Here is a 26747-nt window from a genome sequence, read left to right as displayed (position 1 = left end):
AGGAGGTATGCCGTGCGCGTCCTCGCGGTCGACCCCGGCCTGACCCGCTGCGGCGTCGGTGTCGTCGACGGCGTGCCGGGGCGGCGGCTGTCGCTCGTCGAGGTCGGCGTCATCCGCACGCCGTCGAGCGACCCGACGCCGAAGCGCCTCGTCGCCGTCGAGGACGAGATGCGGCAGTGGTTCGAGCGGCACCGGCCCCAGGCCGTCGCCATCGAGCGGGTCTTCGCCGACACCAACGTCTCGACCGTCATGGGCACCGCCCAGGTCACCGGCATCGTCATGATCCTCGCCGAGCGGCTCGGGCTGCCCGTCACGCTCCACACGCCCACCGAGGTCAAGGCCGCGGTGAGCGGCAGCGGCCGCGCCGACAAGGCGCAGGTGACCACGATGGTGACGAGGCTGCTCGGGCTCGACACCCCGCCGAAGCCGGCCGACGCCGCCGACGCCCTGGCGCTCGCGATCTGCCACGTCTGGCGCGGCGGCACCCAGAGCCGGCTCGAGCAGGCCCGCCTCGACGTGCTCGCGCGTACGGGCACCGGGGGCGGCGGCATACCCCGTCGACTTCCTCGTGCTGGGGCACCCGCCGAGCGGCGCCTGCGCACCGCTGCCGCCGCCCGATCCGCACGCTCGGCCCCGCAGTCGCGCCCGAGCCCGACCGACCCTGGAGCCCAACCCCGATGATCGCCTCGCTCTCCGGCACCGTTCTCAAGGTCGGCCTCGACTCCGTCGTGGTCGGCGTCGGCGGCGTCGGCATGCTCGTTCACACGACGCCCGCGACGGCGACGTCGGTGCGGCTCGGGCAGCCCACCGAGCTGGCCACCAGCCTCGTCGTCCGCGAGGACTCCTTGACCCTCTACGGCTTCGCCACCGACGACGAGAAGCACGTCTTCGAGACGGTACAGACCGTCTCGGGCGTCGGGCCGCGGCTCGCCCTGGCAGTCCTCGCCGTGCACACGCCCGACGCGGTCCGGGTGGCGCTCGGCACGGGCGACCTCGTCGCCCTGACCAAGGTGCCCGGCATCGGCAGGAAGGGCGCCGAGCGCCTGGTTCTCGAGCTCAAGGACAAGCTCGGCGCGCTACCGGGCACGGGCGGCGTGGCCGAGCCCGTCGCCCTGGACACCGGCGAGGCGTGGCGCGAGCAGGTGGGCGAGGCCCTCGTCGGGCTCGGCTGGACGGCTCGTCAGGCCGACGACGCGCTCGACAAGGTCGCCCCGCTGGCCGCCGACGGTGCCGGTGTCTCCGCCCTGCTGCGGGCCGCCCTGCAGGAGCTCGGACGATGAGCGTCGACCGCTCCTGGGACGTCGACGAGGCGCCCGACACCTGGCACGACGGCTACGACGCGACCGCCCGCATCGTCGACGCCGGCAGCGACACCGACGAGCGCCAGGTCGAGGCGGCGCTGCGGCCCAAGCGCCTCGACGACTTTCCCGGGCAGCCCCGCGTGCGTGAGCAGCTCGGCCTCGTCCTCAAGGCGGCGCGGCGCCGCGGCACCCCGCCTGACCACGTGCTGCTCTCCGGTCCGCCCGGCCTCGGCAAGACGACGCTGGCCATGATCGTCGCGAGCGAGCTCGAGCAGCCGATCCGCATCACGTCCGGGCCGGCGATCCAGCACGCCGGAGACCTCGCGTCGGTCCTCTCCTCGCTCGCGGAGGGCGAGGTGCTCTTCCTCGACGAGATCCACCGCATGTCGCGCTCCGCCGAGGAGATGCTCTATCTCGCGATGGAGGACTTCCGCGTCGACGTCATCATCGGCAAGGGCCCGGGCGCGACGGCGATCCCGCTGGAGCTGCCGCCGTTCACGGTCGTCGGGGCGACGACGCGGGCCGGCCTGCTGCCGGCCCCGCTGCGCGACCGGTTCGGCTTCACCGGACACCTCGACTACTACACGGCCGCCGACCTCGTGACGATCCTGCACCGGTCGGCCCGGCTGCTCGGGCTCGACGCCGACGACGACGGCATCCGCGAGATCTCGCTCCGCTCGCGCGGCACCCCCCGCATCGCCAACCGCCTGCTGCGACGCGTACGTGACTGGGCCCAGGTGCACGGCGACGGCCGGGTCACCCACGCTGCCGCCCGGCAGGCCCTCGAGCTCTTCGACGTCGACGAGCGCGGGCTCGACCGTCTCGACCGCGCTGTCCTGGAGGCGCTCTGCCGCCGGTTCAACGGTGGACCGGTCGGTCTCTCGACCCTCGCGGTGGCCGTGGGGGAGGAGCCCGACACCGTCGAGACCGTCGCCGAGCCCTACCTCGTGCGCGAGGGTTTCATGGTGCGTACGCCGCGCGGACGGGCCGCCTCGACGCTCGCCTGGGAGCACCTCGGCCTCACACCCGCTGTCGACGCGCAGTCGATGTGGTCCGCGACCCTGCCCATCGAGGAGTCCGGCGGAGGCCGTTTCGACTCGTGACGCCCCGATCCAGCGGGCGCCGCGGGGCGGCGGGTGGCCCCCTCGGGCGCGACCAAAACGTGACACGGGCTTGCGTCGCGAGGCCTCCCTTGGTCTGACAAACTGCACCGGCGCACGTAGACTCCTGCGGGCACCATCGCCGCTGCCGCGGCACCATCCGGTGCTCCCGGTCGTTGACGCGAGACCCGACCCGAACCGAAGGGTCGAGGTGTGCGCCAGACAACCGACGAAGACACGAAGGACTGAGCTGACATGAACAACAACGGGGCCTTCTCGTTGCTGATTTTCGCGCTGCCCCTGCTGCTGCTGGGCTGGCTGTTCTTTACCCAGAACAAGCGGATGAAGCAGATGCGCGAGTTCAGCTCGTCGCTCAACGTCGGCGACCACGTGGTCACCTCGTCCGGGGTGTACGGCACCGTCAAGCACCTCGACGACAGCACCGCCTGGCTCGAGATCGCCGAGGGCACCACGGTCCGCTTCGACCGCCGGGCCATCGCGATGAAGCAGGCCGACGCCGCCTCGACGCCCGGCGCGCCGGCGGCGCAGGGCACCACGGGCAACGACACCGTGCCCGACGACGCCACGGACGCTCCCGGTCCGCAGCAGAACGGTCAGTGAGGGTTTCGTGGCACGCAGCTCCACCAAGAAGTCGGCGAGACGCAGCCTCCTGGCGCTGATCGTCGTCATCCTCGGCCTCGGCGGCCTCGTCGGCGGCCTCACCGCGTGGGGTGGCGGCTCGGCCACCCCGAGGCTGGGCCTCGACCTCGAGGGCGGCACGGAGCTCGTGCTCCAGCCCGTCCTCGTCGGCACCGAGAAGATCAACGAGGGCCAGGTCAACCGCGCGGTCGACATCATCCGCCAGCGCATCGACGCCAACGGCGTCTCCGAGGCCGAGATCGCCACCCAGGGCGGCCAGAACATCGTCGTGTCGATCCCGGGGTCGCCGTCACCGGAGCAGCTCGACGCCATCCGCAAGCCGTCGCAGCTGCGGTTCCGCGCCGTGTACGTCCAGGCGCTCGACACCAACGCGACGCAGGTCAAGCCGGGCGGTGGCGCCACCGGCACCCCGACCCCGACCGGCACCGCGACCACCCCTGCCACCGGCACGCCCTCCGCCACGGGCGCCGCGACCCCGTCGACGTCCGCGACGGCCCAGAACGGCGCCGTTCCCGACGCCCTGCGTGCGGCCACGACCCCGGCGACACCCACCGGCACGGCCACCGCGAAGCCCACCACGCCGGCCCCCGCCGCAACGACCACCGCGCCGGCTGCGCCCACCGAGGCGCAGACCGAGGCCGCCGTCAAGGCCCAGGCCGTCAAGGGCCTCACGGGTATCGGCTGGGCCCAAGCCAAGGCCGACGAGGCAGCGACCAAGGTCGCCAAGCAGTACGTCGCGCTGAACTGCTCGACCCCGGGCGCCATCGACAAGATCGTCGACGACCCCGACCAGCCGATCGCCACCTGCGGCGACGACCGCACGACGAAGTACGTCCTCGGTCCGAGCGAGATCAACGGCAGCGAGATCGCCGACGCGAGCAGCGGCTACCAGCCCGGCCCGAACGGCCAGCCCACCTCGATCGTCGAGGTCGCGCTGTCGTTCAAGGACACCGGTAAGGCCAAGTTCGCGGCCGTCACCAAGCGCCTCTACGGGCTGCAGTCCGAGCCGCCGCTCGACCAGTTCGCCGTCGTGCTCGACAAGAGCGTCATCACGGCACCGCAGGCCCGTGCCGTCATCTCCGACGGTCGCGCCTCGATCACCGGGTCGTTCACCATCGACTCGGCCAAGCAGCTCGCCGAGCAGCTGAAGTTCGGCGCCCTGCCCATCTCGTTCGCGCTGCAGACGCAGGACAACATCACGCCCCAGCTCGGTGAGGAGCAGCTGCGCATCGGCCTGCTCGCCGGGTTCGTCGGCCTGCTGCTCGTCGTCGTCTACTCGCTGTTGCAGTACCGCGCCCTCGGGTTCGTCACCGTCGCCTCGCTCGTCGTCGCGTCGGTTATCACCTACCTCGCGGTCACGGTGCTCGGCACGACGCACGGCTTCCGCCTGACGATGGCCGGGGTCACCGGCCTCATCGTCGCGATCGGTGTCACCGCCGACAGCTTCATCGTCTACTTCGAGCGCATCCGCGACGAGGTGCGCGACGGGCGTCCGCTCGTCGCTGCCGTCGAGACGGGCTGGAAGCGCGCACGGCGGACGATCATCGCGGCCGACGCCGTCAACTTCATCGCTGCCGGCGTGCTCTACTTCCTCGCCTCGAGCAACGTGCGCGGCTTCGCCTTCACCCTCGGCCTGACGACGCTCATCGACCTCGCGGTCGTGATGCTCTTCACCCACCCGACGGTGCAGCTGCTCGCCCGCACGAAGTTCTTCGGCGGTGGCCACAGGTGGTCGGGTCTCGACCCGCAGCGCCTCGGCGCCAAGGAGACCCTCCGTTACCGCGGCCGCGGCCAGTTCGGGACGGCCGGCACCCAGCGCCCGCCCGCCACCGTGGGCTCGGCCCGCGTCGCCGAGGGGAAGGCCCAGGCATGATCAACTTCGCTCAGGTCGGCAACGACCTCTACACGGGCAAGCGCTCGATCGAGTTCATCAAGCGCCAGAAGACCTGGTACGCCGTCTCGGCCGTGCTCATCGCACTCGCCCTCGTCGGCATCTTCGTCAAGCACCTCAACTTCGGCATCGAGTTCAGCGGTGGCTCGGAGTTCCGCGTGCAGGGTGTGACGAACAGCCAGGACTACGAGCAGAAGGCGCAGACCGCCATCGGCGCCGCCGGCATCGACGGCAACGTCGTGTCGACGATCGTCGGCCAGAACACCGTCCGTGTTCAGTCCGAAGCCGCCTCCGAGCGCACCGACGAGGCGTCCACCGCCCTCGCCAAGGAGTTCGGGGTGCCCACGAGCTCGGTGAGCGCCTCGCTCATCGGGCCGAGCTGGGGCCAGTCGGTGAGCCAGCAGGCGATCCAGGGCCTCATCGTCTTCCTCATCCTCGTGACCATCGTGATGGCGCTCTACTTCCGCACGTGGAAGATGGCCGTCGCAGGACTCGTGGCGCTGCTGCACGACCTCGTCATCACGGTCGGCATCTACGCCCTCTTCGGGTTCGAGATCACGCCGTCGTCGATGATCGGCTTCCTGACGATCCTCGGCTACTCGCTCTACGACACAGTCGTCGTCTTCGACAAGGTGCGCGAGAACACCGCCGAGGCCTTCCGCACCAAGCGGATGACCTACTCGGCGGCGGCCAACCTCGCCGTCAACCAGACGCTGGTGCGCTCGATCAACACCACGGTCGTCGCGCTGCTGCCGATCGCGGCCGTCCTCGTCGTCGGCTTCACGCTGCTGGGCCCCGGCACGCTGCTCGACCTGTCGCTCGCCCTCTTCATCGGTATCGGTGTCGGCGCCTACTCGTCGATCTTCATCGCCACCCCGCTGCTCGTCGACCTTCGTCGCAACGAGCCGGCCGTCCGCGAGCTCGACAAGTACGTCGCGCGGCACGGCGCCAAGGCGGTCGCCGAGCGTGCCCCCGAGCTCTCCGACGAGGCAGGCGAGCCGGTGCCGGTCGGGTCCGACTCGACCGGCGCTGCCGCCACCGCGGGCCTGCCCGACGGGGCCCCGCGACCCGTGCACAAGTACGCCCAGGCCGCGGGCCCGCGCAACCAGCCGAAGCGCGCTCCCAAGTCCCGCCGCTGACACGGGTGGCCCGCCACGCGGGCCACCCGTCCGCGTTCCGCTCTCGACACCCAGCAGGAGACGGCGTGAGCCAGACCAGTGACCTCGTGGCCGCGAGGGTCCGCGACGTGCCCGACTTCCCGAAGCCGGGCATCGTGTTCAAGGACATCGCGCCGCTCCTGGCCGACGGGGCGGCCTTCAGGTCGCTCGTCGACGACATCGCCCAGCGCTACACGGGCCAGGTCGACGTCGTCGCCGGCATCGAGGCACGCGGCTTCATCTTCGGGGCGCCGGTGGCCCTTGCCCTGGGTGTCGGCTTCGTGCCGATCCGCAAGGCCGGCAAGCTCCCCGGCGACACCATCGCCTCGACGTACTCCCTCGAGTACGGCAGCGCCGAGGTCGAGGTGCAGTCCGACGCCTTCGCGTCCGGCGCCCGCGTGCTGCTCATCGACGACGTGCTCGCGACGGGCGGAACCGCAGCAGCCGCCTGCGACCTCATCGAGCGCGGCGGAGCCAAGGTGAGCGCCATCGAGTTCGTCATCGAGCTCGGCTTTCTCGACGGGCGCGACCGCCTCCCGCAGCGGCCCGTCAACGCCATCCTCACGGTGTGACCACGAGCAGAACGCCTAGACTCTCTTCATGAGCGAGGACGTCCGCAGCGAGCTGTCCACCCCGTCGCGGGTGCGCGCCCGCTTCGCGCGCTTCGGGGCGGCCCGCCCCGCGGGAAACCCCGTCCTCGAGCCGCTCATGACGGCTGTCCGGCAGAACCACCCCAAGGCCGACCTTTCGGTCATCGAGCGGGCGTATGCCGTCGCGGAGCACGCGCACGACGGCCAGATGCGCAAGAGCGGTGACGCGTACATCACGCACCCGCTCGCCGTCACGACGATCCTCGCCGAGCTCGGCATGACGCCCCCGACCCTCGCGGCGGCGCTGCTGCACGACACCGTCGAGGACACGGCATACGGCCTCGACGAGCTGCGACGCGACTTCGGCGACGAGATCGCGATGCTCGTCGACGGCGTCACCAAGCTCGACAAGGTCACCTACGGCGAGGCCGCGCAGGCCGAGACCGTGCGCAAGATGGTCATCGCGATGGCGCGCGACATCCGGGTGCTCGTCATCAAGCTCGCCGACCGGCTCCACAACGCCCGCACCTGGCGCTACGTCAGCCCCGAGTCGGCCAAGCGCAAGGCCAACGAGACGCTCGAGATCTACGCACCGCTCGCACACCGCCTCGGCATGAACACCATCAAGTGGGAGCTCGAGGACCTCTCGTTCGCGACGCTCTACCCGAAGGTCTACGACGAGATCGTGCGTCTCGTGGCCGAGCGGGCCCCGGCTCGCGAGGAGTACCTCGCGGGCGTGCGCGGCCAGGTCACCGAGGACCTCACCGCCGCCAAGATCAAGGCAGTCGTCACGGGCCGTCCGAAGCACTACTACTCCGTGTACCAGAAGATGATCGTGCGCGGCCGTGACTTCGAGGAGATCTACGACCTCGTCGCGGTCCGCGTGCTCGTCGACACGGTGCGCGACTGCTACGCGGCGCTGGGCGCCCTTCACTCGCGGTGGAACCCGGTTCCCGGCCGGTTCAAGGACTACATCGCGATGCCGAAGTTCAACATGTACCAGTCGCTGCACACGACCGTGATCGGCCCGCAGGGCAAGCCGGTCGAGATCCAGATCCGCACCCACACGATGCACCGTCGCGCCGAGTACGGCGTCGCGGCCCACTGGAAGTACAAGGACCAGACGAACGGCGGAGGCGCGGCGCGCCCCGGCGAGATCACGCCCCAGAACGACATGGCCTGGCTGCGCCAGCTGCTCGACTGGCAGCGCGAGACCGAGGACCCCGGCGAGTTCCTCGACTCCCTGCGCTTCGAGATGGGCAGCAGCGAGGTCTACGTCTTCACCCCCAAGGGCTCCGTCGTGGCGCTGCCGATGGGTGGCACGCCCGTCGACTTCGCGTACGCCGTGCACACCGAGGTCGGCCACCACTGCATCGGTGCCCGCGTCAACGGCCGGCTCGTGCCGCTCGAGTCGACCCTCGAGAACGGCGACGTCGTCGAGGTGCTCACGTCGAAGGCCGACGGGGCCGGGCCGTCGCGCGACTGGCTGCAGTTCGTCAAGAGCCCGCGGGCCCGCAACAAGATCAAGCAGTGGTTCAGCAAGGAGCGCCGCGAGGAGGCCATCGAGGCCGGCAAGGACTCCATCGCCAAGGCGCTGCGCAAGCAGAACCTCCCGCTGCAGCGGCTCATGAGCCACGAGTCGATGACAGCCGTCGCCACCGACCTGCGCTACCAGGACATCGAGGCGCTGTATGCCGCGGTGGGCGAGGGGCACGTCTCCGCCCAGCACGTGGTCGGCAAGGTCGTCGCGTCGATGGGCGGCGTCGATGGCGCCACCGAGGACCTCGCCGAGGCCACGGTCCCGACGAGGGCTGCCAGCCGTCGACGTACCGGTGACCCCGGTGTCGTCGTGGTCGGCACGGCCGACGTCTGGGTCAAGCTCGCGAAGTGCTGCACGCCCGTGCCCGGCGACCCGATCATCGGGTTCGTCACCCGCGGCAACGGCGTCTCGGTGCACCGCGTCGACTGCACGAACGCCGACCAGCTCACGGCCAACCCCGAGCGTCTCATCGACGTCGAGTGGGCGCCGAGCTCGGCCAGCGTCTTCCTCGTCCAGCTGCAGGTCGAGGCGCTCGACCGCAACCGGCTGCTGAGCGACGTCACGCGCGTGCTGTCCGACCAGCACGTCAACATCCTGTCGGCCTCGGTGCAGACCTCACGGGACCGCGTGGCGATCTCGCGGTTCACCTTCGAGATGGGCGACCCGACGCACCTCGACCACGTCATCAAGGCGGTGCGGCGCATCGACGGCGTCTTCGACGTCTACCGCGTCAACGGCAGCAAGTCCACCGACGCCGTCATGCGCTCCTGACCCCACAGATCAACGGTCGAGTGGCCACCATGTGCCGCCTGTCCGACGTCGAGAGGCCAGCTCCTGCGGGCAGGAGCTGGCCTCTCGACGGTTGGGGGTGGGGCGCGCGTCAGCCGCCGAACTCTGCGACGCCGGCCCGGGCCTGGTCGAGCCAGACCTGACGGGCCTCGAGGGCCTCACGGGCCTTGCGCACCTTGCTGGCGTTGCCGGACGCCTCGGCCTTCGCCAGGTCGTCCTCGAGGTCGGCGACGGCGCGCTCGAGCTGGTCGACCATCGCCTTGGCGCGGGCAGCCACCTCGGGGTTGCTCGACTTCCACTTGCGGTCCTCGGCGTCGCGCACGGTCTGCTCGACCCGGCGCATGGCCTTCTCGACGCGCTCCATGTCGGCGCGCGGCACCTTGCCCGCCGCGTCCCACTTGTCCTGGATGACGCGCAGCTGCGCCTTGGCCTTCTCGAGGTCGGTGACCGGCAGGATCGCCTCCGCCTCGGCGAGCAGGCCCTCCTTGACGGTGAGGTTGCCGCGGAACTGCTCCTCCTCGGCGGCGACGACCTCGTCCTTGGCGGCGAAGAACGCGTCCTGGGCCGCCTTGAACCGCGCCCACAGCTTGTCGTCGTCGGAACGGCTCGCCCGACCCGCGCGGCGCCACTCGTCCATGAGGCGCTTGAACGCGCCTGCGGTGGCAGCCCAGTCGGTGCTCGTCGCCAGCTTCTCGGCCTCGCCGACGAGGCGCTCCTTGGCCGACTTGGCGTCGGCGTGCGCCGCGTCGAGGCCGGCGAAGTGGCTCCGGCGGGCCTTGTCGAACCCGTTCCGGGCAGCGCTGAAACGCTGCCACATGGCTGACTCGGTCTCTCGGTCGAGGCGCGTGGCTGCGCGCTGGTGCGCCTTCCACTCGTCGAGCAGCTCGCGCATGCGGGCGCCGCTGCTCTTCCACTGGATGCGGCTCTCGGGCTGGGCAGCGATCGCCTCGGCCTCGGCCACGATCTTCTCGCGCTCCGCGGTGGCCGCGGCCCGGGCCTCGGCCCGGTGCTGCTGCTCGACGTTTCGCTTGGCCGCAAGGCCCGACTGGATCTCGTCGAGCTTGCTCGCGAGGGCATCGAGGTCGCCGACGACGGTGGCGTCCTTGACCTGTGCCGCAAGGGTCTTCAGCCCCTCGGCGATGTCCTTGGACGGGACCTCGGGCTGCCCGAGGCGCTGTTCGAGGAGCACCGCGGAGGCGAAGAGCTCGTCGTACTTGCGCGCGAAGTAGGTCAGCGCCTCGGCGTCGCTGGCGCCGGGGTAGGAGCCGACCTCCTGCTCGCCCTCCTTGGTGCGCACGAAGACGGTGCCGTTCTCGTCGACGCGACCGAAGGCCGCTGACGCCGAGTGGTCGGTCGTGATGGCCGGGGGAGCGACGGTGGTCACCGCAGGGTGCGGAACGGCCTTGGCCAGGGCCGCCGGCGTCGGGATCGCCGACGGCTTGGGCACTGACGCGGGCGTCGGCACTGGTGCCGGCGCGGGGGTGGGCGCCGCGGGCGCAGGCTCGGCCTTGGCGGCGGGCTCCGTGGCGGGCTCCGTGGCGGGCTCCGTGGCGGGCTCCTCGACAGCCGACTCGGACGCCTCGGGCTCGGGAACGGGAGCCCCCTCAACGGCCTCGGGCTGGGTGCCGGCCGGCTCGGACGCCTCCGGCTCGGCAACCGGAGCCGGCTCAGCCGCCTCGGGCTCGGTGACGGCCGGCTCGGACGCATCCGGCTCCGCAGCGGGAGCCGCCTCAACGGCCTCGGGCTCGGTGTCGGCCGGCGCGGACGCCTCCGGCTCCGCAGCGGGTGCCGCCTGTTCGGCCTCGAGCTCCCTCGCCGACACCGCGTCCCCCGACTCCGTCGACGCCACCGAGTCCACGGCGTCCGCCGTATCTGCGGCCGCGGCGTCGTCGGCCGTCGCCGTGGGTGCCGACGGCGTGGGTGCCGACGGCGTGGACGAGTCGGACGGCTCCGAGGGCGCCGGGGCCTGCGCGCCGGTGGTCTCGTCGGGCTCGGGCTGGTTCATGTCGGTCATGCCTTCTTCTCCGTCACGCTGACGCTGAGGATGCTGATCGGGTTCACGGGCGTCGGCTGGCCTGCAGTGACCAGGCCGCCCGCCGCAATCTTGTCGACGATGTCCAGACCCTTGGTCACCTTCCCGAAGATCGTGTAGCCGCCACCCTCGGTGGGCAACTGGGTTTCCTTGTAGGTGATGAAGAACTGGCCGCCGTTGGAGTTGGGGTCCTGCATGCGCGCCATGGCCAGCACGCCACGGGGGTACTTCCCGTCGGCCGGAGCGTTCTCGATGCCGAACTGGTACCCGGGGCCGCCCTCACCGCTGCCAGTGGGGTCACCGCACTGGAGCACGTAGATGCCCTCGGTGGTGAGGCGGTGGCAGGGGCTCGGGGCCCAGTAGCCGGTCTTGGCGAGGTTGAGGAACGAGGCGACCGTCTGGGGGGCCTTGGTGCCGTCGAGCTCCATGGTGATGGTGCCGCAGGTGGTCTTCACCGTGGCGACGAAGGTCTTGCCGGCGGCCTCGGCCTTGGGCGGCACCGTCGACTGCTGCTTCGGGTTGGCCTGGTTGGCCGGGGGAGCGGTGCACCCGGCCGCCAGCTTCTGGCCGGCCACGAGGCCGCCCTTCGAGGTCGGGGTCGCGCCTGCCGTCGGCGTGGCGGAGGGATTCGCGCTCGCCGCGGCCGGCGTGTCGGAGCTGCCGATGAGCTTCGGCACGACGATCACGGCTGCGATGACGAGGATGACCGCGAGGATCACGCCGAAGACCTGCTTGTCGCGCGTCGAGTCGCTCACCGGCGGCTTCGCTGTCTTCTGCTGCTCTTCGTGGCGGCGGCGCGCACGTGCGCGTTCCTGCTCTTTGGTCACTGACCTCTCCTCGTACGGGCCACATGGGTTGTCCCCGGGCGTCCGGTCATTTTATGGAACGACTGCTGAGCGTACGCAGCGGGACGGGTCACGAGTCCGTGACAACTCCCTTCTGACCGGCGGATTTACGCCCGCAGGCTCGCCGGACGGCATACGCCAGCGTGCGGGACAGGCGCCGACGCCCCGCCCGACGCCCGTCCGACGCCCGTCCGACGCCCCGCCCGACGCCCGTCCGACCACGTATGCCGTGTGCCCCGCAGGTGCGCCCTCGCTAGGCTCCGAGCGTGCTGACGATCGCGTTCCCCGCCCAGGCGTTCGACACCAACTGCTACGTGCTGGCGCCCGGCGCGGGGGAGGAGTGCCTCATCGTCGACCCCGGCGTCGGCGTGGAGGAGACGCTGCGCGAGGTGCTGAACGAGCACCGTCTCCGCCCCGCTGCGGTGCTGCTCACCCACGGGCACGTCGACCACGTCTACTCGGTCACGCCGGTGTGCGGGGCCGACACCGCGGCGTACATCCACCCGGACGACCGCTACCGGCTGCACGACCTGCTGGCCCGCAGCAACCCGGGTCTCGTCGCGATGCTCGAGCAGCAGTTCGGCACGGCCGCGACGTGGACCGAGCCGACCAACGTCGTCGAGATCGTCGACGGCACGAGGCTGTCGCTGGCAGGCATGGACGTCGACGTGCTGCACGCTCCCGGGCACACGGAGGGCTCGGTGATGTTCGGGCTGGACCGGGTTCCCGACGGCATCCGCGACCAGGTCGACGTCGACCGCACCATGGTGACCGGCGACGTGCTCTTCGCCGGGTCCATCGGGCGCACCGACCTGCCGGGAGGAGACGCCGCAGCGATGCAGCGCAGCCTGCGCGACAAGGTGCTGCCGCTTCCCGACACGACGCTCGTGCTCCCCGGCCACTACCAGGCCACGACGATGGCCCAGGAGCGCGCCACCAACCCCTACCTGAAAGACTTGTCCGCGTGAGCACCTCCCAGCCGAAGGCCACGAAGGTCCTGCCGATCAGTGGCTTCCCCGAGTACCTCCCGTCCGAGCGCATCGTCGAGCAGCGGTTCCTCGACGTCATCCGTGAGACGTTCGAGCTGCACGGCTTCTCGTCGGTCGAGACGCGCTCGATCGAGCCGATCGAGCGGCTGAGCTCCCAGGGCGAGGACGCCGACAAGGAGATCTACGCGGTCTCGCGGCTCGCCGGCGGCAGTGACGACGACGCTCGCTGGGGTCTGCACTTCGACATGACCGTGCCGTTCGCGCGCTACGTCCTCGAGAACGCCGGCAAGCTCTCGTTCCCCTTCCGGCGCTACCAGATCCAGAAGGCGTGGCGCGGCGAGCGGCCACAGGAGGGCCGCTACCGGGAGTTCACCCAGGCCGACATCGACGTCGTCGACGTGGGCGACCTGTCGTCGCACTTCGAGGCGGAGATGCCCCTGGTCATCGCCGACGTCTTCAGCAAGTTCCCGGTCGGCGACTTCGTCATCCAGGTCAACGACCGCAAGATCCCGAACGGCTTCTACCAGGGCATCGGCATCACCGACGTCATCGGCACCCTGCGCATCGTCGACAAGCTCGACAAGATCGGCCCCGAGAAGGTCAAGGCGATGCTCCTGGAGGCGGGCGCCACCGACGCGCAGGCCGACCAGTGCCTCGCGCTGGCCGAGATCCGCTCCACCGACCTCGGGTTCGTCGAGCAGGTGCGCGCCCTGGGCGTCCAGCACCCGCTCCTCGAGGAGGGTCTCGAGTCGCTCACCAACGTCATCCGCACCGGCATGGCACACGCGCCGGGCAAGCTCGTCGCGGACCTGCGCATCGCCCGCGGCCTCGACTACTACACCGGAACCGTCTACGAGACGCAGTTCGTCGGGCACGAGTCGTGGGGCTCCTTCTGCTCCGGCGGCCGCTACGACGCTCTCGCCAGCGACGGCCGCACCACCTACCCCGGTGTCGGCATCTCTATCGGCGTCACCCGCATCCTCGGCCTCCTCATCGGTCGGGGCCTCGTGACCGCGTCACGCTCCACGCCTGCTGCGGTGCTCGTCGCCCTCAAGGACGACGAGTCGCGCGACGACGCCGTCGCCGTCGCAACGGCCTTGCGCCGCAGGGGGATCGCCTGCGAGGTGGCGCCCTCGGCCGCCAAGTTCGGCAAGCAGATCCGGTATGCCGAACGCCGCGGCATCCCGTACGTCTGGTTCCCCGGGGCGACCGAGTCGGGCCACGAGGTCAAGGACATCCGCACCGGCACGCAGGTGGCGGCCTCCGCCGACACGTGGGCACCCCCGGCCGATGACCTCGTGCCGACGGTCACCCGCGCCGAACAGGGCTGACCACCCGACCGGTGCCTGCCGTCGGGGACTGAGCACGCCGGCAAGACCGCTTCAGGCACCGGGTGGCGGGCGCAGTCCCTGGTCGCGCAGCTCCAGGTGCGCGAGCCGGCGGATCACGTCTCGGTCCTGACGGCGCCAGGCGCCGACCGGGTCGTCGGAGACCTTCGCCAGAGCGCGCATCGGCTGGTTCGCCATCGCCCGGAGCGCGAACAGGTCGAGGTCCTCGCCCGCGTCGATGAAGCGTTGCGACCGGGTGGCATTGCGTACGAAGCGAACCCGCACGTAGAGCCACACGGCGAGGACGAGCAGGATCGGGACGAGGGCCGTCGCGAAGCCGAGCCCGAGCGCCAGGGACTCGACCGTGTCGGCCATCGAGGTCCCCGCCTGCTGGAGCGTGGTGCCCGATCCGGCAGCCTGGTTCAGCCAGGTCCTCAGCTGGTCGCCGACGAGCGGGATCTGGCCGGCCTGGTCTCCGGCCCCGGTGAGGGCACCGTTGACGGACCGGCCCGCCGACGTGATCGAGTCGGCCGGCGCGCGCAGGCCCTGCACGGTGTCGTGGACCTGCCGGCCGGCATACACCCAGGCGCCGACCCAGAGGAGCATCAGGACGTCGGCCAGGATCTGCCGGGTGCGGCGGGCGGGGCTGTCTGCGTAGAGCTTCACCGGACCATCGTGGCGAACAAGGCGTCGAGGAGCACGTCGCGCACGTCCGGTCGACGCAGACTGCGGACGGCAGGCTCGTCCCTGCCCGGTGACCGCGAGGGGTGCGGTGGCCCCCTCCGGCAGCACGGCACACGGCCGGATGGCAGTAGCACGAGGACGTGACGGGGCCCGGACTGCCGTGGATACAGTTGGCTCGCGGCCCCGCGAGGGGCCCTCGTCCGCCACGGCAACGGCGCCGGGCGGCGTCAGCCCGGAAGGAAGTGCAACAGCATGAAGGTCGGCATCCCACGCGAGGTCAAGAACCACGAGTACCGCGTGGCCATCACACCCTCGGGAGTGCACGAGCTCACCGACCACGGGCACGACGTGTTCGTCGAGAAGGACGCCGGCGTCGGGTCCCAGATCAGCGACGACGACTACGTCGCGGCCGGTGCCCGCATCATCGGCTCGGCCGACGACGTCTGGGGCGAGGCCGACATGGTGCTCAAGGTCAAGGAGCCCGTGGCCGAGGAGTACCACCGCATGCGGGAGGGCCTGACGCTGTTCACCTACCTGCACCTCGCCGCCGACAAGCCGCTCACCGAGGAGCTCGTCAAGCGCAAGGTCACCGGCATCGCGTACGAGACCGTGCAGCTGCCCTCTGGCGGCCTGCCGCTGCTCTACCCGATGTCCGAGGTGGCCGGCTGCCTCGCACCGCAGGTGGGCGCGCACGCGCTCATGCGGGCCCAGGGCGGCCGCGGCGTGCTCATGGGAGGCGTCGGCGGCGTCGCGAACGCCAAGATCGTCATCCTCGGCGCGGGCGTCTCGGGCCAGAACGCCGCCAACATCGCGCTCGGCATGGGCGCCGACGTGACGCTGCTCGACACCGACCTCGACAAGCTGCGCATGTCGTTCTGGCGCTACGACAACCAGGTCCACGGGCTCGCCTCGTCGAAGCTGACGATCCAGGAGCAGGTGCTCCAGGCCGACATGGTCATCGGCGCGGTGCTCATCCCCGGCGCCGCGGCGCCCAAGCTCGTCTCGAACGAGCTGGTGTCGCAGATGAAGCCGGGCTCGGTGCTCGTCGACATCGCGATCGACCAGGGCGGCTGCTTCGAGGACAGCCACGCGACGACGCACGCCGACCCCACGTACCAGGTGCACGGCTCCGTCTTCTACTGCGTGGCCAACATGCCGGGCGCCGTGCCCAACACGTCGACGTACGCCCTGACGAACTCCACTCTCCCGTATGCCGTCAAGCTGGCCAACCAGGGTTGGCGCGACGCGCTCCGCGGCGACCACGCGCTCGGTCTCGGGCTCAACACGCACGACGGCCACGTGACCTACGCCGGCGTCGCCGAGGCGCACGGCATGGCCTCGGTCACCCTCGACGAGGCGCTGTCCTGACGCAGCAGGTCTCCACCGGTCCACCCGCGGCACGGGTCACGCGCCTCGAGCGCGACGTCCGCGGGTGGCTCGACCACGTCCGGGTCGAGAAGGGCGCCTCGGACAACACGCTGAAGTCCTACGCACGCGACCTCCGGAGCTACGTTGCGTTCCTGGCTGCCAAGGGCATCGACGACGCCGCGCGCGTCACGGAGGCGGACGTCGCCGACTTCCTCGCCTCGCTGCGCGAGCGCGGCCTCGCGGCCTCGTCGGCTGCGCGCACCCTGGTCGCGGTCCGTGGCTTCCACCGCTTCCTCGCCCTCGAGGGCGAGGTGCCCGCCGACCCGGCCGCCAACGTCGCCCCACCCAAACCGCCCGCTCGCCTGCCGAAGGCGATCCCGGTGGACGCCGTCGAACGGCTCCTGGCGGCCGCGGCGGTCGGCGACACGCCCGAGTCGCTCCGTGATCGCGCCCTGCTCGAGGTGCTCTACGGCGTGGGCGCCCGCATCAGTGAGGCGGTCGGTCTCGACGTCGACGACCTCGAGGCCGCCGACCCCGCCGACCCGACCGTCGACCCGACCGCGGGCGCGCCCTCGCGCGGGGGAGTCGGCTCCGTGCGGCTGCACGGCAAGGGCGGCAAGGAGCGCGTCGTGCCGGTCGGTCGCTACGCCCTCGAGGCGGTGACGGCATACCTCGTCCGGGGCCGTCCGGCCCTCGCCACGCACGGAAAGGGGGGTCCGGCCCTGTTCCTCAACCAGCGCGGGGCCCGGCTCTCGCGCCAGTCGGCCTGGGCGATCATCCAGCGAGCCGCCGCGCGCGCCGGCCTCGAGCACGTCTCGCCGCACACGCTGCGCCACTCCTTCGCCACCCACCTGCTCGACGGGGGCGCCGACGTGCGCGTCGTCCAGGAGCTGCTCGGGCACGCCTCCGTGACCACGACGCAGATCTACACGATGGTCTCGGTGCACCGACTTCGCGAGGTGTATGCGGGCGCCCACCCCCGTGCCCGCTGATAGGGTCGCACCTGATCAGCGAGAGGCTGACCACAGCATCCCAGGGGCAACGCCGAGCGGAGTGGAACACCCGGTGAACGAGGAGTCACACCAGAGCATGCAGTCCGTGCCGTCCGAAGACCTCGACCCACCCCGCCACCCCACCCTCAGCTCCGTCGCCGTCGCCCAGCTGCCCGGCACCGAGTCGGCAGGCTCGGGTGCGATGGGCCCGACGGGTCGTCCGCTTCCCGACTTCCCCGACCCCGGACCGCTCTCCAGCCACGGTCCGGCGCGCATCATCGCCATGTGCAACCAGAAGGGCGGGGTCGGCAAGACGACGACCACCATCAACCTCGGGGCCGCCCTCGCCGAGCTGGGGCGCAAGGTGCTCGTCATCGACTTCGACCCGCAGGGTGCGCTCTCCGTCGGCCTCGGCGTCAACGCCCAGGAGCTCGACACGACGATCTACAACCTGCTCGTCGAGCGCGGCCACGAGATCCACGAGGTCATCCAGCAGACCCGCACGCCCAACCTCGACCTCGTGCCGGCCAACATCGACCTGTCGGCGGCCGAGGTGCAGCTCGTCGGAGAGGTCGCCCGCGAGCAGATCCTCGCACGCGTGCTGCGACCCGTCGTCGACGAGTACGACGTTATCCTCATCGACTGCCAGCCCTCGCTGGGCCTGCTGACGGTCAACGCGCTGACGGCGGCGCACGGCGTCATCGTGCCGCTCGAGTGCGAGTTCTTCGCGATGCGCGGAGTCGCGCTGCTCATCGACACGATCGACAAGATCACCGACCGGCTCAACCCGCGCCTGCAGGTCGACGGCATCCTCGCGACGATGTACGACAGCCGCACGCTGCACAGCCGTGAGGTCGTGCGCTCCGTCGTCGACCACTTCGGCGACCAGGTCTTCCACACCGTCATCAGCCGCACGGTGAAGTTTCCCGACGCCACGCTCGCCGCCGAGCCGATCACCTCCTACTCGTCCGACCACTCCGGCGCCAACGCCTACCGCCAGCTCGCCCGCGAGCTCATCGCGCGCGGTGGGGCAGCCTGATCCGCAGTGAACTGATGGTCGGGCAGGACACCGTCGACCGCGACGCGGTCGACCCCCACCCCGTCGTGCCCTCGGCCGGGTCTGGTGCTGACGCGCGCCCGGAGCTCGTCCCAGGTGGTGTCATCACGCGGCGCACCGCGGCGCCGTTCGAGGTGCACCTCGACGTCTTCTCCGGCCCGTTCGACCTGCTCCTCGGCCTCATCAGCAAGCACAAGCTCGACATCACCGAGGTCGCCCTGGCCAGGGTCACCGACGAGTTCGTCGCGCACATCAAGGCCGCCCAGGCCGCCGACGCCGACTGGGACCTCGGGCAGGCCTCCGAGTTCCTCCTCATCGCGGCGACCCTCCTCGACCTCAAGGCCTCACGGCTGCTGCCCCAGTCGGGCCCCCAGGACGACGAGGACCTCGCGCTCATCGAGGCCCGCGACCTGCTCTTCGCGCGCCTGCTCCAGTACCGCGCCTACAAGGAGATCGCGAACACCTTCCGCGACCGCATGGCCACCGCCGGGCGCATCACGCCACGACAGGCGGGGCTCGAGGCGGAGTTCACGAGCCTGCTGCCCGAGCTCGTCATCGCCGTGACGCCGCAGCAGTTCGCCCGTATCGCCGCCCGCGCGATGACCCCGAAGATCCCGCCGACCGTCGGCCTCGACCACCTGCACGCTCCGCAGGTCAGCGTCCGCGAACAGGCGGCGATCATCGTCGAGCGGGTGCGCAGCCGCGGACAGGTGTCGTTCCGCAGCCTGGTGTCCGACGCAGACAGCACGCTGGTCATCGTGGCCCGCTTCCTCGCGCTCCTCGAGCTGTTCAAGGAGGCCGCTATCGCGTTCGAGCAGGCCGAAGCGCTGGGCGAGCTCGACATCCGCTGGACCGGGGCCGACCTCGGTGACGTGGCCATCGACGACGAGTTCGACGACGAGTTCGACGACGAGTTCGACGACGCGCCCGACAAGGCGGACGATGAGGAAGACGGCGTGGATGACCCGGCGGACGACCCGGCGCCCGTCACAGGACGCCACGAGGCAGAGCACGACGCGGGCGGAACCGCCGCCCCCGGAGGAGGAACAGACGATGACTGAGCAGTCGGCGCAGGGGCCCGACGCGACCGCCGAGCCCAACGTGCTCGACGACCGTGAGGGTGCCGACGAGCAGATCGCCTTCGACATCAACGACTTCCCGGGCGGCGCCCGGTCGGCGCTCGAGGCCGTGCTCATGGTCGTCGACGAGCCGGTGACGGAGGTCGCGCTCGCATCGGCCCTCGAGCTTCCGGTCGAGGACGTCCGCGGGCACCTGGTGGCGCTCGAGGAGGAGTATGCCGCCGCGCAGCGCGGGTTCACCCTGCGCAGTGTCGCGGGCGGGTGGCGCGTCTACAGCCGTTCCGACTTCGCGCCCGTGGTCGAGAAGTTCGTGCTCGACGGGCAGCAGGCCAAGCTCACCCAGGCATCGCTGGAGACGCTCGCCGTCATCGCGTACCGCCAGCCGGTCTCACGTGCCCGCGTCAGCGCGGTCCGTGGCGTCAACGTCGACGGGGTCGTACGCACCCTGACGTCCCGAGGCCTCATCGAGGAGGTGGAGGACGCCGGAGAGAGCGGCGCGGTCCTCTACCGCACCACGCCCTACTTCCTGCAGCGGATGGGGCTGTCGTCGCTCGACGAGCTCCCGGCCCTCGCGCCGTACCTGCCGGACGCCGATGTCATCGACGAGCTCATCGAGGAAGGACACGCATGAGCGAGTACTCCAGGTCGCCCCGCCAGCCCCGCAAGAAGGGCACGGCCGCGGGTGGCGCCAAGGGCCGTGGAGGCCCGAGCCGGGGCGGGGCTGCCCGTGTCGGCAAGGGCGGCAAGAGCGGTAAGGGAGGCACAGCCGGCGGAGCGCGGTTCGCCGGCTCCACCAAGGCGAGCCAGCCCACCAAGCTGCCGGAGCGTCGGTCCACCCCCGAGATCGACGTCCACGACCCCGAGGGCGTGCGCCTCCAGAAGCTCATGGCCGCCGGGGGAGTGGGCTCTCGTCGCGTCTGCGAGAACCTCATCGAGCAGGGCCGCGTCGAGGTCGACGGCCAGGTCGTCACCGAGCTCGGGGTGCGCATCAACCCCCGCACCCAGGTCGTCCACGTCGACGGGGTACGCGTGAACCTCGACGAGGACCGCGTCTACCTCGCCTTCAACAAGCCCAAGGGCGTCGTCACGACGATGAACGACGAGCTCGGCCGCATCTCGCTGGCCGACTACGTCGGCAACCGCGAGGAGCGCCTCTTCCACGTCGGTCGTCTCGACGCCGACACCGAGGGCCTGCTGCTGCTCACGAACGACGGCGACCTCGCGCACCGTCTGCAGCACCCGGCATACGGCGTGCTCAAGACGTACATCGCGACGATCCGTGGGCCGGTGCAGCGCGACGTCGGCAAGCGCCTGCGCGAGGGCGTCGAGCTCGACGACGGGCCCGTCACGGTCGACTCGTTCCGCATCGTCGACCACCAGCCAGGCAAGGCGATGGTCGAGGTCGTGCTGCACGAGGGGCGCAAGCACGTCGTGCGACGCATGCTCGAGGCGGTCGGTCACCCGGTGCTGGAGCTCGTGCGCACCGAGGTCGGCCCGATCCGCCTGGCCGACCTCAAGTCGGGACGCACCCGCCGCCTCAACAAGGCAGAGATCGGCGCGCTCTACAAGGCCGCCGGTCTGTGAGCCGGACGTCCCGTCGACGGCGCGGCAGCGTCGCTACGCTGACGGGGTGACCACGCACGTCCGCATCGTCGGGGTTGGCCTGATCGGGGCCAGCCTCGGAATCTGCCTGTCCGGCAACGGTTTCCGCGTCTCGCTCGAAGACCCGTCCCCGACCGCGGTCCGGCTCGCGCGAGACCTGCGGGCCGGAGAGATCGCCGACGAGGGCACGGACGCCCCCGACGTCGTCGTCGTAGCAGCACCGCCCGACGTCGCAGCCAAGGCTGTCATCGCGGCGCTCAACCGGTGGCCCGACGCCGTCGTCACCGACGTCGCCTCGGTCAAGGAGGCGGTGCTGGTCGACATCCTCGACTCGGGCGCCGACTCCAGCCGCTACGTCGGCTCGCACCCGATGGCCGGACGCGAGAGATCCGGCACCGCAGCTGCCCGAGGCGATCTCTTCGACGGTCGGGCCTGGGTGGTCGTGCCCCACGAGGGCTCGACCGACGCAGCCATCCGGCGCGTGCGCGAGATCGCGACAGCCGTCGGCAGCGCCGTGCGCGTCATGCCCGCCCACGATCACGACGAGGCCGTGGCCGCCGTGTCGCACGTGCCCCAGCTCGCGGCGAGCATCGTCGCCGCGTGCCTGCGCGAGCTGCCCGAGTCGGCCGTCGGCCTCGCCGGGCAGGGCCTGCGCGACGTGACCCGAATCGCGGCCAGCGACCCGCGGCTCTGGACCCAGATCCTCGCCGGCAACGCGCCGGCAGTCCGCGACGTCCTGCGCCAGGTCCGCGTCCAGGTCGACGAGGTCGTCACCGCGCTGGACTCGCTCGTCGAGTCGGACGGTGAGGGCTCCCTCGGCACGCTGAGCCGGGTCCTCGAGGCCGGCAACCTCGGCCATGCGCGCATCCCCGGCAAACACGGTGCTGCCCCGGCGGCATACGAGGTGGTGTCGGTGATCGTCCCCGACGAGCCCGGCTCGCTCGGGCGGCTGTTCGGCGACATGGGCAACGCCGGCATCAACCTCGAGGACCTGCACCTCGAGCACGGCCTCGGCCAGGCCGTCGGCGTCGCCGAGCTCTCGGTCGTGCCGGCCTCGGTGGAGCCGCTGCGGGCCGAGCTGACGCGCCTCGGCTGGAGACTGCACGACTGACTGCCGCAGGGTCGGGCACCGGTCGGGCGGTTCGCGACGAGGCACTATCCTCGAGCGCATGCCTGAGAGCCCCGAGGAGCACCTGTCCGGTTTCGTCATCGCGGTCGACGGACCTTCGGGCTCGGGCAAGTCCAGCGTCAGCAAGCAGGTCGCGCGGTCCCTCGGCTACGGCTTCCTCGACACCGGCGCGATGTACCGGGCCCTCACCTGGTGGTGCCTCCAACAGGGCGTCGACCTCACCGACGCCGACGCCGTCGAAGCCGCCGCGCAGCGGTTCCCCCTGACCATCGGCACCGACCCTGACGCCCCCTCCGTCGAGGTCGACGGCACCGACGTCTCGGCCGCGATCCGCGAGACGCGCATCTCGACCAACGTCTCGGCCGTCGCCACGGTGATCCCCGTCCGCGAGATCCTCCGCCGGCTCCAGCGACGGCTCATCTCCGACACGGGGCGCGCCAACGGCGGCGTCGTCGCCGAGGGCCGCGACATCACGACGGTCGTCGCCCCCGATGCCCCCGTGCGCATCCTGCTCACCGCCTCGGAGGAGGCCAGGCTCGCCCGACGCTCGAGGGAGCTGCACGGCGCCGCAGACGCAGACGCGGTCGCGGCGACCCGCTCGCAGGTCGTCGACCGCGACAAGGCCGACTCGGCCGTGTCGGAGTTCACCGTCGCCGCCGACGGCGTGACGACCATCGACACGTCGGACCTCGACTTCGAGGGTTCGGTCGAGGCGGTGCTCCAGGTGGTCGAGGCGGCGCGCGCGTGAACCAGCCGGTCGCTCCCCACCCGAACCGGGCCCGGATCGGCCGCCCGATCGGCAAGCTCATCTTCAGCGCCCTCTACCGCGGCTCGGCCCTGCACCCCGAACGCGTCCCGCTGACCGGGCCGGTGATCCTGGTGGCGAACCACGCGGCGTTCCTCGACGGTCCGCTCGTCTTCGGCCTCGCGCCGCGCCCCGTCAGCTTCCTCGTCAAGCAGGAGGCGTTCTCGGGCTTCTTCGGCTGGACCATCCGCAACGTCGGCCAGATCCCGATCGACCGCAGCGTCGGCGACCGCGCGGCGCTGGCCACCGCCACCGCCGTCCTCGAGCGCGGGGGAGCGGTCGGCATCTTCCCCGAGGGCAATCGTGGTACGGGCGAGGTCCAGCAGATCAACTCCGGGGCCGCCTGGATCGCGCTGCGCACCAAGGCGCAGGTCGTGCCGGTGGCCGTCATGGGCACACGCGTACCGGGTGCCGGCAAGGACGACTGGCCCTCCCTCCGGTCCCGCCTGGTCGTCGACTTCGGCGACCCGTTCCAGCTCGTCGTCGATCCCGCGGTGCCCGGGCGTGACCGCCTCCGGCTGGCCAGCGAGCAGCTGCGTGACGCCCTCGCGTCACATGTACGTCGCTCGCGGGTGGAGAATGGTCCGTCAACAGACGTTCACTGATTCGAGGACACCGTGACTGACGAGACCGCCCGCCCCATCGACGGGGGCGCTCCGATCTCGACCTCCGACCCCGCCGTCGACGACGCCTCCGTGGAGCGCGCGCTCCGCGCGGGGCTCGACGACTTCGAGCTGAGCCCGGAGGACCAGGCCCTGCTCGACGCAGAGGGGCCGTACGCCGGAGACGCCGCCGAGCAGGGTCCGCTGCCGGTCGTGGCCGTCATCGGCCGCCCCAACGTCGGCAAGTCGAGCCTGGTCAACCGCATCCTGCGCCGCCGGGAGGCGGTCGTCGAGGACGTGCCCGGCGTCACCCGCGACCGGGTGTCCTACGAGGCCGAGTGGGGTGGTCGCCGCTTCACCATCGTCGACACGGGTGGCTGGGAGGCCGACGCCACCGGCATCCACCTGCGCGTCGCCGAGCAGGCCGAGATCGCCATCGACCTCGCCGACGTCGTCATGTTCGTCGTCGACTCGACGGTCGGAGCCACCGACGACGACGAGGCCGTCGTCAAGCTGCTGCGTCGCTCGGGCAAGCCGGTCGTTCTCGTCGCCAACAAGGTCGACGACGAGCGCGGCGAGGCCGACGCCGCGATGCTGTGGAACCTCGGGCTCGGCCAGCCGTGGCCGGTGTCGGCCGCGCACGGCCGCGGCAGCGGCGACGCCCTGGACGCCGTGCTCGAGGTCCTGCCCGACGTGTCGGCACACGGCGCGTACGCCCAGGGCGGTCCCCGACGCGTGGCGCTCATCGGTCGTCCCAACGTCGGGAAGTCGAGCCTGCTCAACCGCCTGGCGGGGTCCGAGCGCGTCGTCGTCGACAACGTCGCGGGCACCACGCGCGACCCCGTCGACGAGATGATCGAGCTCGGCGGCAAGACGTGGCGCTTCGTCGACACCGCCGGCATCCGTCGCCGGGTGCACCAGTCCCGCGGTGCCGACTTCTATGCGTCGCTGCGCACCCAGACGGCGCTGGAGAAGGCGGAGGTGGCCGTCGTCCTGATCGACGCCGAGCAGCCGATCGCCGAGCAGGACGTCCGTGTCGTGCAGCAGGTCATCGACGCCGGCCGCGCCCTCGTCATCGCCTACAACAAGTGGGACACCCTCGACGAGGAGCGTCGCTACTACCTCGAGCGCGAAATCGAGAAGGAGCTCGTGCAGGTTCCCTGGGCTCCGCGCGCCAACGTGTCGGCACGGACCGGCCGCCACATGGACCGCCTCGTGCCCGCCATCGAGACCGCTCTCGGCTCCTGGGACACCCGCATCCCCACCGCCCGGCTCAACGCGTTCCTCGGCGAGATCGTCGCCGCGCACCCGCACCCGATCCGCGGTGGCAAGCAGCCGCGGATCCTCTTCGCTACCCAGGCCTCCACCCGTCCGCCGAGGTTCGTCATCTTCGCCTCCGGCTTCATCGAGGCCGGTTACCGACGTTTCATCGAGCGCCGGCTGCGCGAGCAGTTCGGCTTCGAGGGCACCCCGATCGAGGTGTCCGTCCGGGTCCGGGAGAAGCGTCGACGCTGACCCTCGCCGCCCCGCGGGGCCCGATTGGGACGGGCGGCACACCGTGCGCTAAGGTTTCGTCTCGTTCGCCCCACGGGGCAACGGGCTGTGGCGCAGCTTGGTAGCGCACTTGACTGGGGGTCAAGGGGTCGCAGGTTCAAATCCTGTCAGCCCGACACATGTCCTCTCTTGGGACATAGGAAACCCTCGAACCTACGGGTTCGGGGGTTTCCTGGCGTTTAGGGGTTGGTAGCGGCGGCTCGTGTCGATGGTCAGTTCGGTGAGGAGCTCGCCGGTGGTGGCGTCGATGATGGTGACGTCCAGGTCGTGGACGAGCATCTTGATGGAGGGGTTCGGGCGTGGGTTCGCCCGACGGCGATGTGGAACATCGTGCTGTTGATCCGCAGGGTGACCTTGCCGGCCTTGTCGACGCGGTCGGTGCGCACGCGGGCCTGGGTTCCGGTGTGGCTGCCGGTGGGTGCGGCCTTCGGGGTGGCGCAGTAGGCGGCGTGCGGGGTGCGCCGGTTCAAGGCGCGGTGCGGGCGTTGGGTGTTGTACTCGCGCTGGAAGGTCTCGAGCAGGCGTTGTAGGTCCTCGAGGGTTTCCGGGGCGGGTCGAGCGGCGAGCCAGCGTTTGAGGGTCTGGTGGAAGCGTTCGACCTTGCCGCAGGTGGTCGGGTGGTTCGGTCGTGAGTTCTTCTGCACCACGCCGAGCTGGCGCAGCTGGTGTTCGAAGGCGTTGCGGCCGCCGCGGTGTCGGGCGGTGTACACCAGGCCGTTGTCGGTCAGGGTCGAGTAAGGGGTGCCGTGCTGCTGGCAGGCAGCCGTGAAGGTGGCCAGGACGTCGGTGACGGTCACGGCACGGTGGCAGGTCAGGGACAGCAGGTAGCGGGAGTGGTCATCGAGCCAGGCCAGGACCTCGACGTCGGTGCCGTCGGCAAGGCGTACGTGGGTGAAGTCGGACTGCCAGCACTCGTTGGGCTGGTCGGCCTCGAACCGGGTCCAGGAGCTCTTGGGGCGTTTGCGCGGTTCCGGGGTTACCAGGCCGGCGCGCGTGAGGATCGTGGCGACCGTGGAGCGGGCGATGGTGGTTCGGTGGTGCTGTCGCAGGTGCCAGGCGATGGTGTCCGGGCCGGCGTCGTGTCCGGCGGCGTGCAACTGCCGGCGCAGCGTGATGACGAGCGCGACCGTCGCCTGGGGGGTGGCGTTCGGGTGGCGGTGCGGGGCGCGGGATCGTGGCTCGAACGCCGCTTCGCCCTCGGCGCGGTGGCGGGCTACGAGCTTGGACACCCATCCCTTGGACACCCCGTACGCGTGGGCCACGTCGGCTTGGGACCGGCCTTGCACCACGACCGCGGTGATGATCAGACGCGCCTTGGACATGGCCGCATCTGACCGTGCCGAGGTTTCCTATGTCCCGAGACACCCGTTTCCTATGTGCCCGACCAGGACACTGACAGCCCGACACAGACGCGGAAGGGCTTGTTGCACGGCGAGAGTCGTGGCAACAAGCCCTTCTTCGTCGTCCCGGGCAACTCGGCCCGAGGGTCATGGAGTCCCACCGGCACCGGTGCACGCGACCCTCCCTCACCCAGCGTCGGCCACCCCTCGACGGCCCGAGCGGACGGGGCTGTGCTGCAACGTGACCCGGTCATGCCTGCAAGGGCACCCGAAGTCCGACAAGTCATGCGCAAGGAACGCGCAACATTGCCCG

23 protein-coding genes, 1 tRNA gene and 1 pseudogene are annotated in these 26747 nt (G+C 71.1%); 21 read left to right on the top strand and 4 right to left on the bottom strand.

What is annotated here, in order from left to right:
* Positions 1 to 12: 12 nt before the first annotated feature.
* The 8 genes from ruvC to ACFQ2V_RS06295 all read left to right on the top strand — a co-directional run bounded on the left by ruvC (position 13) and on the right by ACFQ2V_RS06295 (position 9010).
* Positions 13 to 681, top strand: a complete 669-nt coding sequence (gene ruvC / locus ACFQ2V_RS06330) for a crossover junction endodeoxyribonuclease RuvC (RefSeq protein ID WP_386051779.1) — start codon at positions 13 to 15, stop codon at positions 679 to 681.
* Positions 678 to 1280 (top strand): Holliday junction branch migration protein RuvA, encoded by a 603-nt coding sequence (ruvA, locus tag ACFQ2V_RS06325; RefSeq protein ID WP_386051777.1) that lies wholly within the window; start codon positions 678 to 680, stop codon positions 1278 to 1280. The genes ruvC and ruvA overlap by 4 nt, the downstream gene beginning before the upstream one ends.
* The gene (gene ruvB, locus ACFQ2V_RS06320; RefSeq protein ID WP_386051775.1) at positions 1277 to 2404 is read left to right on the top strand and encodes a Holliday junction branch migration DNA helicase RuvB; all 1128 of its coding nucleotides are present in this window, start codon (positions 1277 to 1279) and stop codon (positions 2402 to 2404) included. Before ruvA ends, ruvB begins: the two co-directional genes overlap by 4 nt.
* 252 nt (positions 2405 to 2656) lie before the next feature.
* Positions 2657 to 3022 carry a preprotein translocase subunit YajC gene (gene yajC / locus ACFQ2V_RS06315; protein ID WP_386051773.1) on the top strand — a complete coding sequence of 122 codons (366 nt, stop codon included), beginning with the start codon at positions 2657 to 2659 and terminating at the stop codon, positions 3020 to 3022.
* Between the two features lie 7 nt (positions 3023 to 3029).
* Entirely contained in the window at positions 3030 to 4934 is a 1905-nt protein-coding gene (gene secD, locus ACFQ2V_RS06310) for a protein translocase subunit SecD (protein WP_386051771.1), read from the top strand.
* On the top strand, positions 4931 to 6091 hold the full coding sequence (gene secF / locus ACFQ2V_RS06305; RefSeq protein WP_386051770.1) for a protein translocase subunit SecF: 1161 nt from the start codon (positions 4931 to 4933) through the stop codon (positions 6089 to 6091). Before secD ends, secF begins: the two co-directional genes overlap by 4 nt.
* Positions 6092 to 6156: 65 nt before the next feature.
* Positions 6157 to 6681 carry an adenine phosphoribosyltransferase gene (locus ACFQ2V_RS06300; RefSeq protein ID WP_386051768.1) on the top strand — a complete coding sequence of 175 codons (525 nt, stop codon included), beginning with the start codon at positions 6157 to 6159 and terminating at the stop codon, positions 6679 to 6681.
* A 28-nt stretch (positions 6682 to 6709) separates the two neighbouring features.
* Entirely contained in the window at positions 6710 to 9010 is a 2301-nt protein-coding gene (locus tag ACFQ2V_RS06295; RefSeq protein WP_386051766.1) for a RelA/SpoT family protein, read from the top strand.
* A 109-nt stretch (positions 9011 to 9119) separates the two neighbouring features.
* Here the strand turns inward: ACFQ2V_RS06295 and ACFQ2V_RS06290 are convergent, their stop codons facing one another.
* Together ACFQ2V_RS06290 and ACFQ2V_RS06285 are read right to left on the bottom strand one after the other, a co-directional pair.
* Complete coding sequence (locus ACFQ2V_RS06290) at positions 9120 to 11042, bottom strand: DUF349 domain-containing protein (protein WP_386051764.1); 1923 nt, start codon at positions 11040 to 11042, stop codon at positions 9120 to 9122.
* Complete coding sequence (locus ACFQ2V_RS06285) at positions 11039 to 11887, bottom strand: peptidylprolyl isomerase (RefSeq protein ID WP_386051762.1); 849 nt, start codon at positions 11885 to 11887, stop codon at positions 11039 to 11041. Before ACFQ2V_RS06285 ends, ACFQ2V_RS06290 begins: the two co-directional genes overlap by 4 nt.
* 284 nt (positions 11888 to 12171) lie before the next feature.
* Here ACFQ2V_RS06285 and ACFQ2V_RS06280 point away from each other — a divergent pair, with 284 nt between their 5' ends.
* Both ACFQ2V_RS06280 and hisS read left to right on the top strand, forming a co-directional pair.
* Positions 12172 to 12873, top strand: a complete 702-nt coding sequence (locus tag ACFQ2V_RS06280) for an MBL fold metallo-hydrolase (protein WP_386051761.1) — start codon at positions 12172 to 12174, stop codon at positions 12871 to 12873.
* Entirely contained in the window at positions 12870 to 14225 is a 1356-nt protein-coding gene (gene hisS / locus ACFQ2V_RS06275) for a histidine--tRNA ligase (protein WP_386051759.1), read from the top strand. The genes ACFQ2V_RS06280 and hisS overlap by 4 nt, the downstream gene beginning before the upstream one ends.
* Before the next feature lie 51 nt (positions 14226 to 14276).
* Here the strand turns inward: hisS and ACFQ2V_RS06270 are convergent, their stop codons facing one another.
* Positions 14277 to 14888, bottom strand: a complete 612-nt coding sequence (locus ACFQ2V_RS06270; protein ID WP_386051757.1) for a hypothetical protein — start codon at positions 14886 to 14888, stop codon at positions 14277 to 14279.
* A 270-nt stretch (positions 14889 to 15158) separates the two neighbouring features.
* Here ACFQ2V_RS06270 and ald point away from each other — a divergent pair, with 270 nt between their 5' ends.
* From ald to ACFQ2V_RS06215, 11 genes are all read left to right on the top strand, one after another.
* Complete coding sequence (ald, locus tag ACFQ2V_RS06265) at positions 15159 to 16274, top strand: alanine dehydrogenase (protein ID WP_386051756.1); 1116 nt, start codon at positions 15159 to 15161, stop codon at positions 16272 to 16274.
* Positions 16271 to 17266: a site-specific tyrosine recombinase XerD gene (gene xerD, locus ACFQ2V_RS06260; RefSeq protein WP_386052042.1), complete on the top strand. Its 996-nt coding sequence runs from the start codon at positions 16271 to 16273 to the stop codon at positions 17264 to 17266. Before ald ends, xerD begins: the two co-directional genes overlap by 4 nt.
* A gap of 202 nt (positions 17267 to 17468) precedes the next feature.
* Positions 17469 to 18305 (top strand): ParA family protein, encoded by an 837-nt coding sequence (locus ACFQ2V_RS06255; protein WP_386052041.1) that lies wholly within the window; start codon positions 17469 to 17471, stop codon positions 18303 to 18305.
* 14 nt (positions 18306 to 18319) lie between these two features.
* Positions 18320 to 19384, top strand: a complete 1065-nt coding sequence (locus ACFQ2V_RS06250) for a segregation and condensation protein A (protein ID WP_386051754.1) — start codon at positions 18320 to 18322, stop codon at positions 19382 to 19384.
* Positions 19377 to 20033, top strand: a complete 657-nt coding sequence (gene scpB / locus ACFQ2V_RS06245) for an SMC-Scp complex subunit ScpB (protein WP_386051752.1) — start codon at positions 19377 to 19379, stop codon at positions 20031 to 20033. Before ACFQ2V_RS06250 ends, scpB begins: the two co-directional genes overlap by 8 nt.
* On the top strand, positions 20030 to 20986 hold the full coding sequence (locus ACFQ2V_RS06240; protein ID WP_386051750.1) for a pseudouridine synthase: 957 nt from the start codon (positions 20030 to 20032) through the stop codon (positions 20984 to 20986). Before scpB ends, ACFQ2V_RS06240 begins: the two co-directional genes overlap by 4 nt.
* 46 nt (positions 20987 to 21032) lie before the next feature.
* The gene (locus tag ACFQ2V_RS06235) at positions 21033 to 22115 is read left to right on the top strand and encodes a prephenate dehydrogenase (protein WP_386051748.1); all 1083 of its coding nucleotides are present in this window, start codon (positions 21033 to 21035) and stop codon (positions 22113 to 22115) included.
* Between the two features lie 58 nt (positions 22116 to 22173).
* Positions 22174 to 22881, top strand: a complete 708-nt coding sequence (gene cmk / locus ACFQ2V_RS06230) for a (d)CMP kinase (RefSeq protein WP_386051747.1) — start codon at positions 22174 to 22176, stop codon at positions 22879 to 22881.
* Positions 22878 to 23543 carry a lysophospholipid acyltransferase family protein gene (locus tag ACFQ2V_RS06225; protein WP_386051745.1) on the top strand — a complete coding sequence of 222 codons (666 nt, stop codon included), beginning with the start codon at positions 22878 to 22880 and terminating at the stop codon, positions 23541 to 23543. The genes cmk and ACFQ2V_RS06225 overlap by 4 nt, the downstream gene beginning before the upstream one ends.
* Before the next feature lie 12 nt (positions 23544 to 23555).
* On the top strand, positions 23556 to 25055 hold the full coding sequence (der, locus tag ACFQ2V_RS06220) for a ribosome biogenesis GTPase Der (RefSeq protein ID WP_386051743.1): 1500 nt from the start codon (positions 23556 to 23558) through the stop codon (positions 25053 to 25055).
* Positions 25056 to 25136: 81 nt separating this feature from the next.
* Positions 25137 to 25210 (top strand) — tRNA-Pro (locus tag ACFQ2V_RS06215).
* Positions 25211 to 25247: 37 nt separating this feature from the next.
* On the opposite strand, the pseudogene ACFQ2V_RS06210 reads toward ACFQ2V_RS06215, so the two are convergent.
* Positions 25248 to 26416: pseudogene (locus ACFQ2V_RS06210) on the bottom strand (IS481 family transposase).
* Positions 26417 to 26747: the final 331 nt, after the last annotated feature.

It is taken from the genome of Terrabacter terrigena (genome assembly GCF_042676085.1).
GTDB classification, from domain to species: domain Bacteria; phylum Actinomycetota; class Actinomycetes; order Actinomycetales; family Dermatophilaceae; genus Terrabacter; species Terrabacter terrigena.
The sequence above is the reverse complement of the archived record's forward strand: the minus strand, read 5'-3'. Positions and strand labels throughout refer to the sequence as shown.